General features: G+C 59.5%; 10 protein-coding genes. 6 read left to right on the top strand and 4 right to left on the bottom strand.

What is annotated here, in order from left to right; genetic code table 11:
• Positions 1–89: 89 nt before the first annotated feature.
• The 3 genes from dnaE to HMPREF2614_RS06905 all read left to right on the top strand — a co-directional run bounded on the left by dnaE (position 90) and on the right by HMPREF2614_RS06905 (position 8,819).
• The gene (gene dnaE, locus HMPREF2614_RS06895; RefSeq protein ID WP_038625760.1) at positions 90–3,647 is read left to right on the top strand and encodes a DNA polymerase III subunit alpha; all 3,558 of its coding nucleotides are present in this window, start codon (positions 90–92) and stop codon (positions 3,645–3,647) included.
• A 56-nt stretch (positions 3,648–3,703) separates the two neighbouring features.
• Complete coding sequence (ilvA, locus tag HMPREF2614_RS06900; RefSeq protein ID WP_038625758.1) at positions 3,704–4,999, top strand: threonine ammonia-lyase IlvA; 1,296 nt, start codon at positions 3,704–3,706, stop codon at positions 4,997–4,999.
• 106 nt (positions 5,000–5,105) lie between these two features.
• On the top strand, positions 5,106–8,819 hold the full coding sequence (locus HMPREF2614_RS06905; protein ID WP_049182117.1) for a hypothetical protein: 3,714 nt from the start codon (positions 5,106–5,108) through the stop codon (positions 8,817–8,819).
• A gap of 9 nt (positions 8,820–8,828) precedes the next feature.
• Here the strand turns inward: HMPREF2614_RS06905 and treZ are convergent, their stop codons facing one another.
• The gene (gene treZ, locus HMPREF2614_RS06910; protein WP_038625756.1) at positions 8,829–10,745 is read right to left on the bottom strand and encodes a malto-oligosyltrehalose trehalohydrolase; all 1,917 of its coding nucleotides are present in this window, start codon (positions 10,743–10,745) and stop codon (positions 8,829–8,831) included.
• A gap of 147 nt (positions 10,746–10,892) precedes the next feature.
• Between treZ and HMPREF2614_RS06915 the strand changes: the two genes are divergently transcribed.
• Positions 10,893–11,594 (top strand): YigZ family protein, encoded by a 702-nt coding sequence (locus HMPREF2614_RS06915; protein WP_187402469.1) that lies wholly within the window; start codon positions 10,893–10,895, stop codon positions 11,592–11,594.
• Between the two features lie 6 nt (positions 11,595–11,600).
• Here the strand turns inward: HMPREF2614_RS06915 and HMPREF2614_RS06920 are convergent, their stop codons facing one another.
• Positions 11,601–12,347: a helix-turn-helix domain-containing protein gene (locus HMPREF2614_RS06920; protein ID WP_038625754.1), complete on the bottom strand. Its 747-nt coding sequence runs from the start codon at positions 12,345–12,347 to the stop codon at positions 11,601–11,603.
• A 152-nt stretch (positions 12,348–12,499) separates the two neighbouring features.
• Here HMPREF2614_RS06920 and HMPREF2614_RS06925 point away from each other — a divergent pair, with 152 nt between their 5' ends.
• Both HMPREF2614_RS06925 and HMPREF2614_RS10910 read left to right on the top strand, forming a co-directional pair.
• Positions 12,500–12,745 carry a hypothetical protein gene (locus tag HMPREF2614_RS06925; RefSeq protein WP_038625752.1) on the top strand — a complete coding sequence of 82 codons (246 nt, stop codon included), beginning with the start codon at positions 12,500–12,502 and terminating at the stop codon, positions 12,743–12,745.
• The gene (locus tag HMPREF2614_RS10910) at positions 12,746–13,138 is read left to right on the top strand and encodes an RNA-binding S4 domain-containing protein (protein WP_080972914.1); all 393 of its coding nucleotides are present in this window, start codon (positions 12,746–12,748) and stop codon (positions 13,136–13,138) included.
• Here HMPREF2614_RS10910 and HMPREF2614_RS06930 read toward each other — a convergent pair.
• Positions 13,086–14,252, bottom strand: a complete 1,167-nt coding sequence (locus HMPREF2614_RS06930; RefSeq protein ID WP_065422999.1) for a GTP pyrophosphokinase — start codon at positions 14,250–14,252, stop codon at positions 13,086–13,088. The genes HMPREF2614_RS10910 and HMPREF2614_RS06930 overlap by 53 nt on opposite strands.
• A complete protein-coding gene (treY, locus tag HMPREF2614_RS06935; RefSeq protein WP_070560598.1) occupies positions 14,242–16,704 on the bottom strand; it encodes a malto-oligosyltrehalose synthase in 2,463 nt (820 codons plus the stop codon). The genes HMPREF2614_RS06930 and treY overlap by 11 nt, the downstream gene beginning before the upstream one ends.
• Positions 16,705–16,750 lie beyond the last annotated feature (46 nt).

A 16,750-nucleotide genomic window follows, 5' to 3' on the forward strand; every position in this document is an offset into this window, starting at 1 on the left:
TATAACTGTGCAGACATAAGGGGGCTGCTTCATTTTGAGTGTTCGAAGGAATCGTGTTCAATCCGGGGGATTGTCTACAATCTGGACTCATGGCTAACTCCTCCTTCGTGCACCTCCACAATCACACCGAGTATTCCATGCTCGACGGTATGGCGAAGATTGATTTGCTTGCCGACGAGGTTGCGCGACAGGGAATGCCTGCGGTCGGTGTCACCGACCACGGCAATATGTTTGGCTCAAATGCTTTCTATCGGCAGATGAAGTCCAAGGGCGTCAAGCCGATCATCGGCATTGAGGCCTATATGGCGCCGGAGAGTCGCTTCAACAAAAAGCGCATTCAGTGGGGTGAGCCGCATCAGCGTCGAGATGACGTCTCGGGTCGCGGTTCCTACTTGCACCAGACCATGTTGGCAGCGAATGCGCAGGGTCTGCGGAACCTGTTCTACCTGTCGTCGATGGCGTCGTATGAGGGACAAATTAGTAAGTACCCGCGAATGGATGCGGAGTTGGTGGCGGAACGCGCCGAGGGCATTATCGCAACCACTGGGTGTCCGTCGGGTGATGTGCAGACGCGTCTGCGCCTGGGGCAGTTCGACGAGGCTCTGCAGGCTGCCGGTATGTGGCAGGACATCTACGGCAAGGAAAACTACTTCCTTGAACTGATGGATCACGGGCTGGATATTGAGACCCGTGTGCGCAGTGAGCTACTGGAGATTGGCCGGAAGCTGAACTTGCCGCCACTGGTTACGAATGACTGCCACTACGTTACCCGTGACCAGGCCAAGGCTCACGAGGCCATGCTCTGTGTGCAGACGGGCAAGACGCTCAATGACCCGGACCGGTTTAAGTTCGACGGTGATGGCTACTTTATTAAGTCCGCCGAAGAAATGCGCGCGACCTGGGATCATCTAGTTCCGGGTGCCTGCGATAACACGCTGCTCATCGCGGAACGCGTCGAGGACTACGACGAGCTGTGGGAAGAGCACCCGCACGACCGCATGCCGAAGGCGGACGTTCCGGAAGGGGAAACGCCGACGACATGGCTGCACCACAACGTGATGGAGGGGCTGCGCAAGCGCTTTGAGGGCCGCGAGGTACCGGAGGAGTACATCCGGCGCGCGGAGTACGAAATTGAGGTTATTGACGGTAAGGGCTACCCGTCGTACTTCCTTATCGTCGCGGAGCTGATTCGGCATGCCCGTGAGGTAGGAATCAAGGTTGGTCCGGGGCGTGGTTCCGCTGCCGGTTCTCTGGTTGCATACGCGACGTGGATCACCAATATCGACCCGATTGAGCACGGCCTTCTCTTCGAGCGATTCCTGAACCCAGAGCGTCCGTCCGCGCCGGATATCGATATCGACTTCGATGACCGCCGCCGCGATGAAATGATTCGCTACGCGGCCGATCGCTGGGGCGAAGACAAGGTAGCGCAGGTGGTCACCTTCGGTACGGTGAAGACCAAGCAGGCTCTGAAGGACTCGGCGCGTGTGCAGTTCGGTCAGCCGGGTTACCAGATTGCAGACCGCATTACTAAGGCGCTGCCACCTGCGATTATGGCTAAGGACATTCCGCTGAGCGGTATTGTCGACCCGGAGCACCCACGCTACGGCGAGGCCGCCGAGGTCCGACAGCTTATTGAAACCGATCCGGATGTGGCTCGAATTTACGAGACGGCTCGTGGTCTCGAAGGCGTCGTTAGGCAGACCGGCGTGCACGCCTGTGCCGTGGTGATGGCGTCGGTGCCACTTTTGGATCACATCCCCATGTGGAAGCGACAGGCTGACGGCGCGATCATCACTGGCTGGGACTATCCGGCGTGTGAGGCTATCGGTCTGTTGAAGATGGACTTCCTAGGTCTTCGAAACCTGACGGTTATCGGTGACTGTATTGAGCACATCAAGTCCAACCGAGGCGAGACAGTTCTGCTCGATGACCTTCAGACCGATGATCCGAAGGTCTATGAGCTGCTGTCGCGCGGCGACACCCTCGGTGTGTTCCAGCTCGATGGTGGCGGCATGCGTGAGCTGCTCAAGCGCATGCAGCCAACGGGCTTTGACGACATCGTGGCTTCGCTGGCGCTGTACCGTCCGGGACCGATGGGTGTGAACGCGCACTTTGACTACGCGGATATTAAGAATGGTCGCAAGCCTTATAACGCCATCCACGCGGAACTGGATGAGCAGCTGAAGGAAATCCTGGAAGAAACACACGGCCTGATCGTGTACCAGGAGCAGATCATGAAAATCTCGCAAAAGCTGGCGAATTACACCGCGGGCCAAGCAGATGGTTTCCGTAAGGCCATGGGTAAGAAGAAGCCCGAGGTGCTGGCCAAGGAGTTCGTGAACTTCGAAGGCGGCATGTTGGAAAATGGTTTTTCCAAGGATGCTGTCCAGAAGCTGTGGGATATTATTCTGCCCTTCGCCTCGTACGCGTTTAACAAGTCTCACGCGGCGGGCTACGGCCTGGTGTCCTATTGGACCGCGTACTTGAAGGCCAACTACACCGCTGAGTACATGGCGGCGCTGTTGACCTCGGTGGCGGATGATAAGAACAAGCTGGCTATTTATCTGTCGGACTGTCGCCACCTTGGCATTAAGGTGCTGCCGCCGGATGTCAATGAGTCGGGTATGGATTTCGAGCCGGTCGGTGAAGATATTCGCTTCGGCCTCGGCGCTATCCGCAACGTTGGCCATGATGTGGTCGCGTCGATTGTGAAGACGCGCGAGGAGAAGGGCAAGTTCACGTCCTTCTCGGACTACCTGGACAAGATTGAAACGCTGCCATGTAACAAGCGCATCACCGAGTCGCTGATTAAGGCTGGCGCTTTCGACTCGCTTGGGCACCCACGAAAGGGCCTTGCGCTCATTCACGAAGAAGCCATTGACTCGGTGCTGTCGACCAAGAAGGCTGCAGACAAGGGACAGTTCGACCTGTTTGCTGGCTTTGGTGGCGAAGAGGACACCGGTTCGGAGAGCATCTTTGAAATCCGTGTGCCGGATGAAAAGTGGGATCGCAAGCACGAGCTGACCCTGGAACGAGAAATGCTGGGCCTCTATGTCTCCGGTCATCCACTCGATGGGTTCGAAGAATCGCTGGCCGCACAGACCGATACCGCTTTGACCACGGTCGTCGGTGGGGAGGTCGCTAACAACACCGAAATCACTATTGGTGGCATTGTCTCCAGCGTTGACCGCCGCGTGAATAAGAACGGTCAGCCCTGGGCGATTATCGGTATTGAGGACCACAACGGCGCGCGCGTGGAAGTCATGGCTTTTGCTCGTACATACGCGATGATTGCCACCAGCATTGCTGAAGACGCCATCGTGCTTATTCGTGCTCGTGTTCAGTACCGCGATGACCGCATGAGTGTGGTCTGTGATGACCTGAAGCTGCCGGATCTCGGCCGCAATGGCTCCACGTCGGCGCCGCTGCGTCTGACCATGCGCACTGATCAGTGCACACCGGAGATGATTGCCAAGCTGAAGTCAGTCCTGTTGGACAATCCCGGCGACTCGGACGTCTACCTCAAGCTTGTCGACGGTGATTCCCACACCACTTTGGTTCTCGGCGAGCACTTGCGGGTCGACCGGGACGCCAGCTTGATTGGTGATCTGAAGGCGACGATTGGGGCCAGCATTTTGGGGTAGCTCATCGCGGCCCTGATTGTCGCAACCGATTGTATGACCGAGTAGAGTCATAGCTCATGAGTGAGAATTCTGTGCCTGCTTCCCAGACCGAACGCCGACTTGTCCACGCGGCCGATATTCAGATTGCGCAGGCACGAATTTCTTCGGTTATTGCGGCCACTCCGCTGCAGTTCAGCCCACGTCTTTCCGAAATCACCGGCGCTAAGGTATTCCTCAAGCGGGAAGACCTCCAGGACGTGCGCTCGTACAAGATTCGCGGTGCCTACAACGCCATGGTTCAGGTCACCGACGAAGAGCGGGCAGCAGGCGTCGTTGCGGCATCTGCAGGAAACCACGCTCAAGGCGTGGCATATGCCTGCCGTCAGCTGGGTATTAAGGGGCGCATCTATGTGCCCAATGCCACGCCGAAGCAGAAGCGCGACCGTATCGCTTACCACGGCCGCGATGCCGTTGAAATTGTCGTTGTCGGAGACTCCTTCGATGAGGCCGCCGCTGCTGCTCGTGCCGACGCACAGCGCACTGGTGCCACCATGGTGGAGCCATTCGACTCTTTCAACACCATCGTCGGACAAGGCACTGTCGCAGCTGAAATCATTGCGCAGCTCTCCGGTCAGGGGTTGACTCTGGATACCATCTGCGTACCGGTCGGCGGCGGTGGCCTGCTCAGCGGTGTCACCTCTTACCTGTCGGATATGTCGCCGAACACCCAGGTCATGGGCGTGGAACCTGCGGGCGCGGCCTGCATGCGCGCAGCCCTGGAGAACAACGGCCCGATTACGTTGGGGCACACCGATCCGTTCGTCGACGGCGCCGCGGTGGCCCGCTTTGGTGACCTACCCTGGCACATCCTGGAGGCCAACCGCAACCGCGTTCATCCGATGATTGCGCCGGAAGGTGCCGTCTGTGAGGCCCAGTTGGATCTCTACCAGAACGAAGGGATTATCGCGGAGCCCGCCGGTGCGCTGTCTGTGGCAGCTCTGGAGCAGATGCAGTTTGAGCCGGACGAGGTTGTTGTCTGCATCATCTCGGGTGGCAACAACGACGTGCTGCGCTATGCCGAGATCATGGAGCGCTCGCTGGTCTACCGCGGCCTCAAGCACTACTTCCTGGTGAACTTCCCGCAGAAGCCCGGCCAGCTGCGTATGTTCCTCAGCGATGTTCTCGGACCGGATGACGACATCTCGCAGTTCGAGTATCTCAAGCGCAACAACCGCGAAACTGGTGCGGCCCTCGTCGGTATTGAGCTACGTCATGCCTCTGACCTCGATGAATTGCTCGCACGCATGGATGCCTCGCCGCTGAAGTGTCGCCGACTAGTGCCCGGCACACCAGAGTATGACTTTTTGACCTAGACTTGCTGGGTCCAGCTGGGAAACTCCCGAGGGAGTCCTCCCAGGTCCATTAATTAAATGAATCTTTTCGAGCAAGCTTTGTAGCGAAAGGGAGCGTCCACCCACAATGACTGGGGCAAGCAGTGTCGACCAGGGTGTCCGAGTGGAAAATACCGTGATTGTCGAAATGTGGCTGGCTGCCGCAGAGCAGGATCTGGCCACCCGGATTCCAGGGCTGCTGGAATCTGCCACACAGGCCAAAGTTGAGCCATTGTTTGTCTGGTCAGGGCTGTCGATGGACGAGGTTGAGCGTATCGACCGCTTCTTGGGAACGCTCCTGGCCCATCATCTGGCTGGTGGTACCGCTGCCGATATTGATGCTGCGAAGAGCGTCGTTGACAATCACCCGCTGGTCACCCTTGCCTCGCTGGTAGGGCGCGCCGCGCGTGTTGCGTCGGCAAGCGAAATGTGGCTGGACTGGCCGGCGGCTCTGCAGCTGGATCCAGACGCTGACACTACCGGCGCGCTCATCTCGCACCTCGCCGCCGCTGTGCCGACGATGCTGACAAATGCCGGTTTGCCTAACGACGTCGACAGCGACCAGGCCGATTCGGATGAGCTGCAGCAAGCGGCACAGGTGCTTCTGCTGCACGCGGGTGTGCAGCTATCGGTGATGCCACTGATTATCGAGCGCTGCGAGGAACTTGCCGGGGTAGCGGAGCTGACCAATCCTTCGGCCAATGACCTGGTACAGGCGTTGTCGAAGGTACATCCGCTGCTCGAAGGGCTGCTGACCGAAATAGCAGAGGCCGAAGATGGTGTCTATCCGCTGGCGCTGCGTCAGTTGGCCAGGACGGCACCTCGTCAGGCGCACAAGTTGTTTAAGGCAACCCTCGGCTACGCCATTGCCACCGCCGCTGATCCGGCCAACTGGGAGGCTCGGGAAGAACTCGGTCAGCTCGATGCGGGCCTTCCGCCCATGCTGGTGGCCGCTGCACGTGAAGAGCTGCGTATGCGCCCGGCGGGTACTGCGAATCGTCGTGAAGCCGTGGGCGTGGTGGCAACGACCGGACGCCCGCAGCTGTACTTCGATGAGCTGACGCAGACCGTTGGCGTACAGCTACCGACGCCGCTGGATCCGGCGGGGCGGACCTGGCGTGTCACCTTCGGCGGCACGGTAGCAACGACCCCGGTGGTGGGCCTGCAGGATTCGCTGCCGCGTCCAGTGGTGACCATCGATGAGCCGGTGCGCGATGTGCTGGTGGAAATCGGCGATGAGAAGCACTGGCGAGTTCCGGCGATTAGCACTGAGGACCCGATTCTCATTTTCGGTGCCGACGGTCAGTCGGTCACAGACAAGGTCTCGCTACACTCGACGTCCGCTACGGTGGTCTACCCGGTTGATGCCACACTCGTTGACCCCGTCACGGGTGCTGAGGTGCCATTGCTATCGGACCCGCGCCCATTTAACTGGAAGCTGTGGCAAGTCGCTGAGATCGATCTTCGCGATGTTCATGCAGTTCAGGTTCGTCGGTCCGGGGCGGCGGGCGAGGTTCGGTCAGCGTCACCGCAGCGTCAACCGCGAATGACCATGCCCCACGCGCGTCTCGACGGCACCGTGTCTGCCTACGGCACCCCGGTTTACGCCGGTGGTCCGGTCGCTGTGTTCCCGCCGACGCTGTCCGGTAAGGACGAGTCCTGGCGCGCCATCGTCACCGATTTTGGCGGCTATGGTGCGTTTACCACGGATTCCGTCATGGTCTATGACCTTGACGTACCCGCCGCGGGTGGCGAGGTTGAGATTCTTACCGATGACGATTATCCGTGGGTCGGCGAGTTCGTGGTTCGCCTGGTCAATCCGCGTGGCCGCAGCTTCCAGAAGCACTTCGCCATTGCGGAGCAGGCAGACCTTACGATCACTTACAGCGGTGGTGGTGACGGCTTCCGCATCCCAACCGTCGACGGTCTGAGCCCCGCTGACATCCGCGTTGTCTCCGGCGAAAAGCCGCTTAATGCCGAGCCCGCTATCGTGCGCCTCGGGGCGGACGAAGTCACCGGTGCCGTCGAGCTTTCCACCGACGAGGGCGCATGGCTGCAGTTGCAGGTCACGCCAGGCACGCTGCAGTTTGAGGTTCCGCTTGCCGACGAATCCGTCGCCCGCCGCACCACTACATTGGTCACTCGTCCCAAGCGTGTCGATGCCTTCGGCAAGATTGTCGTCAATGCTCCGGGTGAGTTGCGCCATGCGCATGTTGCAGTTTCCAGCGGTGAGCGCGACATCTGCCGCGTCCCCATCAAGCGATTCGGCGATACTGGCTACGCGGAGTTCGGCAAGTTCGCTGACCGTATCTCCCTGCTGAAGGCTCTGCGCATCAGTTTGGACTGGACACGTGTGACGGGACGTAAGCGCCTGTCTGTACCGCTGGTGGAGGCTTCCTCCCGCAATGCCATCCGCCAGATTGCCTTCAATGATGAAGCCACTGACATCATCGAGGTTGATGTCGCGGACGATGTTTCGCACTTGCCGATGACTCTGTGGCTCTGGGCTGCCGGTCAGCCGTGGCGTGAACCCGTCGCTCTGGAAGTCGTGGAGGCTGAATGCGAGCTTCCCGACGAGCTCCGCGGCCTTGGCCCATTTGTCGCGCAGGTGACTCTCGGTGTGGAGAAGGAACGCCACCCGCAGTGGCCGGCGGCCGGGTCGACCATTCTGCATCACGTCGATGATGCCGAGGCTGTTGACCTCGATGGCGAGGACACCGATCCCGTTGCTCGCGCGCAGGAACTGTGGGGCGAGCTAAATCAGGATCAGCTCGCACGTTTGTGGACGCTGCTGGCGACCTTGCGCGCTGGTCGTGCAACCGACATGGCGCAGGCGAATCCGCTGCTGGCCGCACCTAGGTTGGGTGCAATCCTGTGTGCTGAACCCCGCGCAGGTCTGGCTGCGTTGAACCGTTCAGTCATTGCGCTCGACGATCAGCCGGGTATGTTTATCGCCTCCGGACTCGTGCTGGGAGACTTCAGTGCCACCAAGCCGGTGCCGGGGCGTCGCCGTGTGCCGTGGCTCGGTGCATTGGCAGCATTGGCGGATCTCACTGATGAGAGCGTGGACCGTTCTCGTCAGCTGGATTACCTGCGCACAACTGGTGGCCAGGGACTGCTGGACATTGCTGCCAGCGGCCAGGACACCACTCTGGAGTCCGCCACTATCGACCAGAGCTCGGTGCAGATTACCTCGCTGCCGGAAGCACAGGCCAGTGCTATTTTGTCGCAGGTCTTTGATCCGTACCGCATGGTCCCGGGTCCGCTGACCGACGATGACGCTCGCTTCACAGCAATCTACGAAGTGGTACGCAATCGTGCTGAGATTGTGGAATCCGGTGTGATGACCCAGCTTGCCGCCGCCTCTCGGGTGTTGTTCAAGACGGTGTCGAAGGCATCACCGCGACTGCGCAAGGCGGTCAATGTGCGCTTCCACAAGCTCGACGGCATCGATGCGGATGACCCTTCGCTGCACTGGACTCTGGTGCCAGGCACTTCGCTACTTATTGCAGTGGCTGCTCGCGTATTGGCTCGTACTCAGGCTGAGAACTCTGATGCCAGTGTCGCCGCTGTCCGTGAGCTGATTCCGATGTGGGCTCAGCTGGCGGACCTGGTTCCGACTTTGGTGATGAGCGATATTCTCATCGCCGATGCGTTGGTGGCTCACGTCCTCCACGGTGATGTCACCGAGCTGCCGTGGCCAGCACCCGAGACGGGTGCTGATGTCGAAGCTGATGCTGACGCTGCGGCCGACGCTGCGGCCGACGCGGATCCTGAAGGCACGGCTGACGCGGAGGACTAGCCTGTCTGACTAGCTGAGCGAGACGACAGCGTAGCCCCACGCTGGAAGCGAGATTTCGGGACCAGCAGCTTCGTCATTGACGATGCTGGCTGCTGCGTCTTCAAAAGTGTGCAGCAGGTGGGCGGAGCCGAACTCGGAATCCAGGCTGACGCTGGTTTCGGCGTCGGAGAAATTCGCAACCAAAGCGACAGTTTCAAAGGCATCCGAGTTTCGGGCCCCCATTTCGCGCTCATCCTGGCTGCGCACAACGACAAGGCAACGATTGTCCTCGTCATACTCGGTCACCACAGATGCCGACCACGGCGTGCGAAGCGACGGGTGGGACTTCCGCAGCGCGAAGAGATCGCGGTAGGCCGCCAGAATAGTGGCGTGCGAGTCCTCCGAAACCTCCTGCCAATTGAGCTTCGAGCGGTGGAAGGTCTCTGGATCCGATGGATCGGATACCTCCTTCGGATCCCACCCGGCACGGGCAAACTCACGTAGTCGTCCTTCGCGCGTGAGCCGCTGCAGCTCCGGATCTTCATGGGAACAGAAGAAAGCAAACGGGGTAGAGGCGCCCCATTCCTCACCTTGGAAGAGCATCGGGGTGAAAGGACTGCAGGCGATAACTGCTGCCTTTAAAACCTGCTGCGCCGGGGTGAGGTTCATCGACGGACGGTCGCCGACAGCGCGGTTACCCGTTTGATCATGCGTGGTCGTGTACGTTACAAAAGCATGCATGGGCTGGACAGACAGGTCAAAGGGGCGGCCGTGAGTACGACCGCGGAATGTCGACATTGTGCCCGTATGCCAGAAGCCGGTTTCCAAAGCGCTAGCCAGCGCTTCCACCGAACCAAAGTCCGAGTAGTAGGCGTGGTCTTCACCAGAGATCAACGTGTGCAGCGCATGGTGGACGTCATCATCCCACTGAGCGTTGAGGCCAAAGCCACCGGCAGCCCGCGGGCGGACCAAGCGCGGATCATTTTGATCGGACTCTGCAATCAAGGAACGCGGAATACCAGTCTCAGCTGCGACAGTGTCTGCGACAACCTGCATCTGCTCCAGAATGTGGAATGCGCCCTCGTCATGCAGGGCATGGACCGCATCCAGGCGCAGACCGTCGACGTGGTAGTCCACCAACCATTGGCGTACCGCATCCAAAATGTACGCACGCACCTCATCAGAGTTGTCGCCGGTGAGATTGACAACCTCACCCCAACCCGTCGAACCACCAGCGGTGTAGGGCCCGAAAAATCCCACATAGTTGCCGTCCGGACCGAAGTGGTTATAGACCACATCAAGAATGACGGCCAAACCCTTGCGGTGGCAGGCATCAATCAGCTTCTGTAGTCCCTGCGGGCCACCGTAGCCCTCGTGCACACTGTGCCAGGACACACCGTCATAGCCCCAATTACGGTCACCGCCGAAAGGCTGCACTGGCATCAGCTCAATGTGTGTTACCCCCAGCTCAATCAGGTGGTCTAGATGTTCCAGCAAACCTTCGAAATCACCAGAATCGCTGAAGGTGCCCACATGCAGCTCATAAATCAGACCTCCTGGCAGAATCCGTCCTGACCAGGTCGAGTCCTTCCACTTATAGGCACCTAGGTCGACAACCTGGGAGAAACCATGCGGGCCATCTGGCTGGGACTGGGAACGCGGATCGGGCAGCGGTATTGTCCAGTCGCCGACAGCGGGGGAGGAGCCGTCCCCCGACTCGCCGTCAGGCGCGCCGTATCCCGCATGTGCCCGCAGCGAAAATGCGTAGCGATCCCCCGGTGTGCGAGCCACATCAGCTTCGAACCAACCAGAGTTGGCGCCGTAGCCATGGGTGGCATCAGCGATTGGATGCATATCAAAAATCGCAGGAGCGTCAGGATTACCCAACAACAGACGGACTTCGGAAGCGTACGGGGCCCATACTCGGTAGTTGCTCATGAGCACCATGGTAGGTCAGTCAGCGGATTGGCACAGTGAAACTTTTTCGAACACTGCGGATTTGAGGTGAGCCCAAGGTGAGGTCGAGATAGTAGGGTGAGGTCGAGATAGTAGCGACCGACGGTGATTGGGCGTGCCCGAAGCCCATACGCAACAATGGACACTATGACCACCGAGCCATCCACTTCGACCGAAGCGACGCAGAATCAGCGTGACATCGAGCTGATTGTCCCCGCCGACGGTGACATCGTCACGCATGAAATCGAGATTAAGAAATCGCGCTTCATTACGTGGATCGCGCGTGGCGACGACGAAGGCAGCGCCCGAGAGGTCATCAATTTGGCCAAGGCGGAGTACCCGGATGCTCGCCACCACTGCAGCGCATACATTCATGAGGTCGTCGGGGGAAATCGCGTGGAGCGATCCTCAGATGACGGTGAACCCGGTGGTACGGCAGGTCGCCCGATGCTCGATGTGCTGCAGGGCTCTGGAATGACGAATGTCACCGCAGTAGTGATTCGCTATTTTGGCGGCATCAAGTTGGGCACGGGTGGGCTTGTGAGGGCCTATTCGGATTCGGTCTCAGAGTGTCTAGAGAAAGTCACCCGCATGCGGCGTGTGCAAAGAGCCTTGAGAGTAGTGAGTGTTTCCGCTGCAGATGCGGGACGCATCGAGGCAGAATTGCGTGCTCGTGGCTACGAGATTGTGGAAACCCGGTGGGGCCAGAACGTGGAGTTTTCCATCGCGGTGACTGCCGAGGGGATTGCCCAGCTTGACGGAGAAATGCAGGCGCTAACTAAGGGAGCTAGCGAGCCCTCTACGGACGGTGGCGAAATCTGGTGGGAGCTGCGCGCCTAACAGCCACTACCCCTGGTTCGGGGATTCCTCGCCGTTGTGTGCACCGCGATGGCGCTTGAGAATTTCCACCAGTTCGTCCTTGTTTTCCGCAATCTTTTCCGGCCGACCGAAGACGCAGACCGCCGCGACAGTAGCACCGTCTTCCTCCACTGCGATAGAGACACCGTCAACGCCACCGCCCTCAGCAATACCCGGGGCAGCACAAACTCCGGTCTCTGCGATTTCCCCGGCCTGGCGGAGGAAATCATCCACATAAACCTGGTCTTCGGGCCGCGCGGAGTTCAGGTAGGACCACAGTTCGCGCTTTTCAAACCGACTCATCAAAACCCAACCTGCAGAGGTGCGCAGCAGTGAGCGCGGCAGGAAGTTCTCCGTCAGGTACTGGTAGCGCATGGATTCGCCGACGGTTTTAAGGTAGAAAAGTTTGCCACCAACTGGCAGCGCCAGCACGGTAATCAGTCCAGTTTCGTTGTGAATCGCTTCTAGCTCGGCCGTTGGAACGTTGACCATGCGACGACCGGCCATGACATTGAGCAGAAACGGTGCCATGCCGAGCGTGTATCGCTTGTTGGACTCGTCAAGGTAACCAGTAACGGTCAGACCGTTGACAAGGCCCTGCGTGGTACTGAGCGGATAGTTCAGCGTGTGGGCGATGTCAGTGAGAGTTAGGCCTTCGTTAGAGCGTGCAACGAGTTCGAGGATCGCCGCAACGCGGTCGACCATGCGGTGGCGGGGGCGGACAGTTTCTGACATAGGGCTAACTTTAGCAACCTAGCTACGCCATTGTGTTATTTACCTACCCAAATAGGAATATTTAGCAAGTTTGCCTTCTCTGGTGGGATTTATCCCGAATTGTATGGCCCATCGACTTAGGCGATGCGTCAGTGCGACCAGAACACTCTAATATGTACCCCATGAGCTATCTTCAGCCCCAATCTCAGAATCCCATTGAGCTCCGCAAGAACGCGGTGCGAAAGTACTCCCGCAATGCCGTTGTGTGGGCAGGCAGCGGTGTCGTCGGCGGTGCAGTGCTCGGACTTCTTGCCGGAAGCATGTCTCTATTCCTCATCCTGGCAGTGGTCGGCCTGGTCGGTGGTTTTCTCAATTGGCAAAAGGTTCAGCGGATTGTGAACTACAAGGATCCGCAGTAAATGCCTGCTCAGCAGCAATTGTCTACCGAACCAGTGCGTATCGATGCCTGGATTTGGGCGGTCAGGTTGCTGAAAACGCGCTCATTGGCCGCAGATGCGTGCCGTGGCGGCCACGTCAAAGTCAACGGCGAAGCCGTGAAACCCTCAGTTCTAGTCGTCCCAGGGGACAGAGTGCGATTGTGGGCAAACCACCGCGAACACATTGTTGAGGTCACCAAGACGGTGAAGAAGCGGGTCGGAGCTCCGGCGGCCAGGCAGTGCTATATTGACCACTCTCCGCCGCCGCCTCCGAGGGAGATTCTCGCCTCGATGCCGATGCGCGACCGCGGTGCCGGGCGGCCTACGAAGCGCGATCGCCGTCAGCTCGATCGTCTTCGGGGACGTCGCTCATAGGCATCCCGGCCTCCGCTAGTTGCTGTAATCGTGCGCGCAAACGAGCTGGTCGACGCTTCGGGTTATGGCTGGTATCCGCAGTGGCCTTAATGTGCTTGTCGCCGCGAGCCGCTAGTAGTAGGTCATCGATAACACGAACATGACCTGGGTTAAAGCGGTACTTCATGGCCTTGCTTACCGCGCTGAGGCGCTGCGGATTAAGTAGCTCTCGCAGCTGCCCGACAGTGCGAATGCCATTGCGTTCGAGCAGCTCTTCTGCCCAGCCGTAGTGCTCTGATTTTGAGCGGGGTGCATCTGGAAGCAGTATCGTCAGCACACCGGGTAGGGTTTCCTCAGTTACCACAATGTCATCGGCGGTCGTCTTTGCCGGAACTGAGGGCTGTTCGCCCTCTCCATTCGCGGAATTGTCGGGTGCAGATTCCTCCAGCACGGCAACGACTTGGTCGAACTGCTGGTCCGCGAGCTCAATAAGACCAGCGGCCAGCGCAAAGGCCCTATCAATCCGCGGGTCTGTCGCTCCTTCAGGGGCCTTGTAGCGAATATCGTGTTCAAACTCTGCCCATGCATGCTGCAGAACCGTGCGCAGTTGCACCTCAAACTGCATGTCCGCATATGGAGTTAGCTCTGCTGGTGCCGCCGTCGACACCTTGCAGATCAAGTGCTGGGAGCCGTATCCCAACCGGCCGCTGATTCGTGTCTCCGCGGTCTTGTCAATCGTGCGCAGCACAGTCAGCGAATCTCCCAGCGCATCCATAATCGCGGGAATCTCCGTCGAATGGTACGTGGTTACACGCACGCCGATGATGTCGTGGATATCGTGCCACGGGTCAGGGTAGACGTAGCTGCCGTCCGCTTCACGACGCAGGGCCTTCTGCCGCAATGAGCGGAAAGACTTCACCCGCGCTGTGACATTGTCAAAGGCCAAACCGGCATCGGAGAGAATCTCTTTAATCGCATCGACAAAGTCCTGCGCGGCAGTGGGGTTCCGAGTTGCCCACGAGTCGTACTTCGACTGCAGCGCACGTGTAACCTCTCGATCCTCCGCCAACTGAGCCTTGCGGTTCTGCTCGCGGGAATCGTCGGCAAGCGAATCCTTCATCCGATTAGTCGTCATCGTCCTCGCGTACCAGCAGTGCTACTGGGAAGGAGCTGAACAGAGAAGCCACGGCGATGGTACCCGACCAGGTATGGCCGGTGAAACGGTCGGTCCAGAATCCCTTGGGAAGTGTCACTGTAGTGTCGCCCCAACCGCCTTCGCGCTGCAGCCCCAGCGGACGGCGCGTCACCAGCGCGATAACATCTTCCGGCTCGCCCTTCGGTCCACGCGCTGCACCGACCAGATGGCGCTCACCCACACCGACGGAAAATACTGGCTGGTAGGCACCGCCGACGAAGGACTCCGGGCGCTCCGCACGCAGCTTCACGCCGTGGTGAGTCACCATCAGCTTTGCGACGTCCGCATCGGCATCCGTAAAGTCCTCCGGCAGCTCAGCTGGGTGCTCTGGACTCTTAGTCACCGACGTGACCTCATCGCGGGCAACCTTATCCAGCGCCGCGACGCGCGCATCGTAGTCGACGAAGCGGCGGTTGTCGGGATCAACCAGGGAGTCCTCTGTGAACTCCGTCCCCTGGTAGGTATCGGGGATGCCGGGGCCGACAAGCTGGAGGAGCTTGCGCGACAGAGACGTGGTCAGGGCAGCTGGCGCAATGGAGCGGACGAACTCTGTGATGGAGTCGGTCAGGGGGCCGTCGAGAAGCGCGTCGATCCAGCTGCGGATGCCGAGTTCGAACTCCTCGACCGGCTCCGTCCAGGAGGTGTGCACATCTGCCTCGCGGATGGCCTTGATGGTGTAGTCGTGGAGGCGTTCACGCAGTTCATCGGTAATTACGCCGTCGGTCGGCCAGACTCCGATGATGTTCTGCAGCAGGAAGTAGCCGGTGGCATCGTCCGGGGCGGGGGTGATGGCCATCCAGTTGCGGACATTTTCAGCCCAGTCGCCGGAGACATCGGAGAGCTGGAGAATGCGGGCGCGGACATCTTCGCCGCGCTTGGTGTCGTGAGTAGACAGCGTGGTCATCGTTCGTGGCCAGAGGCGAGCACGTTCCGACTGCAACAGGTGGAATTCCGCTGCCGACATGCCGTAGCGACCGAGATCACCGCCGACTTCGTTTAGGCTGATCAGGCGGCAGGCGCGGTAGAAGGTGGTGTCTTCGACACCCTTTGCCATGACCGCACCACAGACCTGCGCGAACCGCGTGGCGGCCTCACCACCGGCTACCAAACCTGTCGAAATGAGGTCGAGAGCAAAGACGCGCGAGGGGAAACGCGCTGCCATTTCACCAATGACCGTGGAAGCCACTCGCGACAGGGAGACATAGTCCGAACGGTAGACAGGCATTGCAGCGACCAGCTTGCAGATGGTGTCGATAAGCACTTCATCGCTGACGCTGGTGCCGCTGATAGACCAGTTGTCCCGGCGCAGAGCCCGCGCTAGACGACGGACCTCCGCAGCCAGCTCGTGAGCAGCGACATCGTGCTTGAGAGCCTGCGCAGTTGCCTGCACGGCAGTCTTGTCCCAGGTTGAGCCGGACTGCTGCAGAGCCAACATGCTCATGGCGTCTCGGGAGTCGCGGTTGACGAAGACATTGTCGAACTCACGCAGGGCGTCGTAACCCGTGGTGCCGTCAACCTGGAGCCTTGGATCCAGTGGCTCTTCGGCACCCAGAATCTTCTCGATAACCAGCCACTTGTCATCGCCGAGTAGACGGCGCAGCTCACTGAGGTATCCGAATGGGTTGCTGAGACCATCCGGGTGGTCAATGCGGACACCGTCAATGATGTCCGCAGCCAGCAGCTCGCGGATGATGCGGTGTGTGTGCTCGAATACCACCGGATTTTCCTGGCGGATGCCGGCCAGACCGTTGACGCTGAAGAATCGACGGTAGCCAATGACCCCGTCCTTCCAGTACATCAGGCGATAGGCCTGGCGATCATGTACTTCCTGCGGGGTGCCGTCCTCGGTTCCAGGGCGCACCGGGAATTCATTGTCGTAGTAGCGCAGAAGTGGGTCATCGCCAGAGGTGTCGAGCTCCAGCTTGTCGATATCTTCCAGGGAGCCCAGAATCGGCAACCCCATCTTGCCGTTGGCACCGTTGTCCTCGTGCCAGTCGATGTCGAAGTATGGCTCGAACTGAGAATCCTTGCCATAGGTCAGAACGTCCCACCACCAGGCATTGAGCTTGGGTTCCTCAACACCGAGGTGGTTCGGTACCAGGTCGATAATGATGCCCAGACCGGCCTTGTGCGCCACCTGCGCGAGCTTCTGCAGCTCTTCCATGCCGCCGAGCTCCGGGTTCACAGTCGTCGGATCGATGACATCGTAGCCATGGTTCGACTCCGGTACGGAAGTGAGGATAGGCGACAGATACAGGTGTGAAATTCCGAGGTCTGCCAAGTAGCCGACCTGTTCAGCCGCGTCAGCGAACGTGAAAGCGCGCCCGTTTGGATCGGCCTTGGGGCCACGGAGTTGGAGACGGTAGGTGGACGTAATTGGTCGGCGACTCATGTTCCCCTTTATACCGCCCACCAGGAAAAGCTGCTGCCTGACCGCT

It is taken from the genome of Corynebacterium sp. HMSC074C11 (assembly GCF_001809455.1).
Classification (GTDB): domain Bacteria; phylum Actinomycetota; class Actinomycetes; order Mycobacteriales; family Mycobacteriaceae; genus Corynebacterium; species Corynebacterium amycolatum.

What these genes read in the sequence shown, in the direction of transcription:
- dnaE (WP_038625760.1), top strand. Translation starts at nt 90, where the DNA reads ATGGCTAACTCCTCCTTCGTGCACCTCCACAATCACACCGAGTATTCC.
- ilvA (WP_038625758.1), top strand. Translation starts at nt 3,704, where the DNA reads ATGAGTGAGAATTCTGTGCCTGCTTCCCAGACCGAACGCCGACTTGTC.
- HMPREF2614_RS06905 (WP_049182117.1), top strand. Translation starts at nt 5,106, where the DNA reads ATGACTGGGGCAAGCAGTGTCGACCAGGGTGTCCGAGTGGAAAATACC.
- treZ (WP_038625756.1), bottom strand. Translation starts at nt 10,745, where the DNA reads ATGGTGCTCATGAGCAACTACCGAGTATGGGCCCCGTACGCTTCCGAA.
- HMPREF2614_RS06915 (WP_187402469.1), top strand. Translation starts at nt 10,893, where the DNA reads ATGGACACTATGACCACCGAGCCATCCACTTCGACCGAAGCGACGCAG.
- HMPREF2614_RS06920 (WP_038625754.1), bottom strand. Translation starts at nt 12,347, where the DNA reads ATGTCAGAAACTGTCCGCCCCCGCCACCGCATGGTCGACCGCGTTGCG.
- HMPREF2614_RS06925 (WP_038625752.1), top strand. Translation starts at nt 12,500, where the DNA reads ATGTACCCCATGAGCTATCTTCAGCCCCAATCTCAGAATCCCATTGAG.
- HMPREF2614_RS10910 (WP_080972914.1), top strand. Translation starts at nt 12,746, where the DNA reads ATGCCTGCTCAGCAGCAATTGTCTACCGAACCAGTGCGTATCGATGCC.
- HMPREF2614_RS06930 (WP_065422999.1), bottom strand. Translation starts at nt 14,252, where the DNA reads ATGACGACTAATCGGATGAAGGATTCGCTTGCCGACGATTCCCGCGAG.
- treY (WP_070560598.1), bottom strand. Translation starts at nt 16,704, where the DNA reads ATGAGTCGCCGACCAATTACGTCCACCTACCGTCTCCAACTCCGTGGC.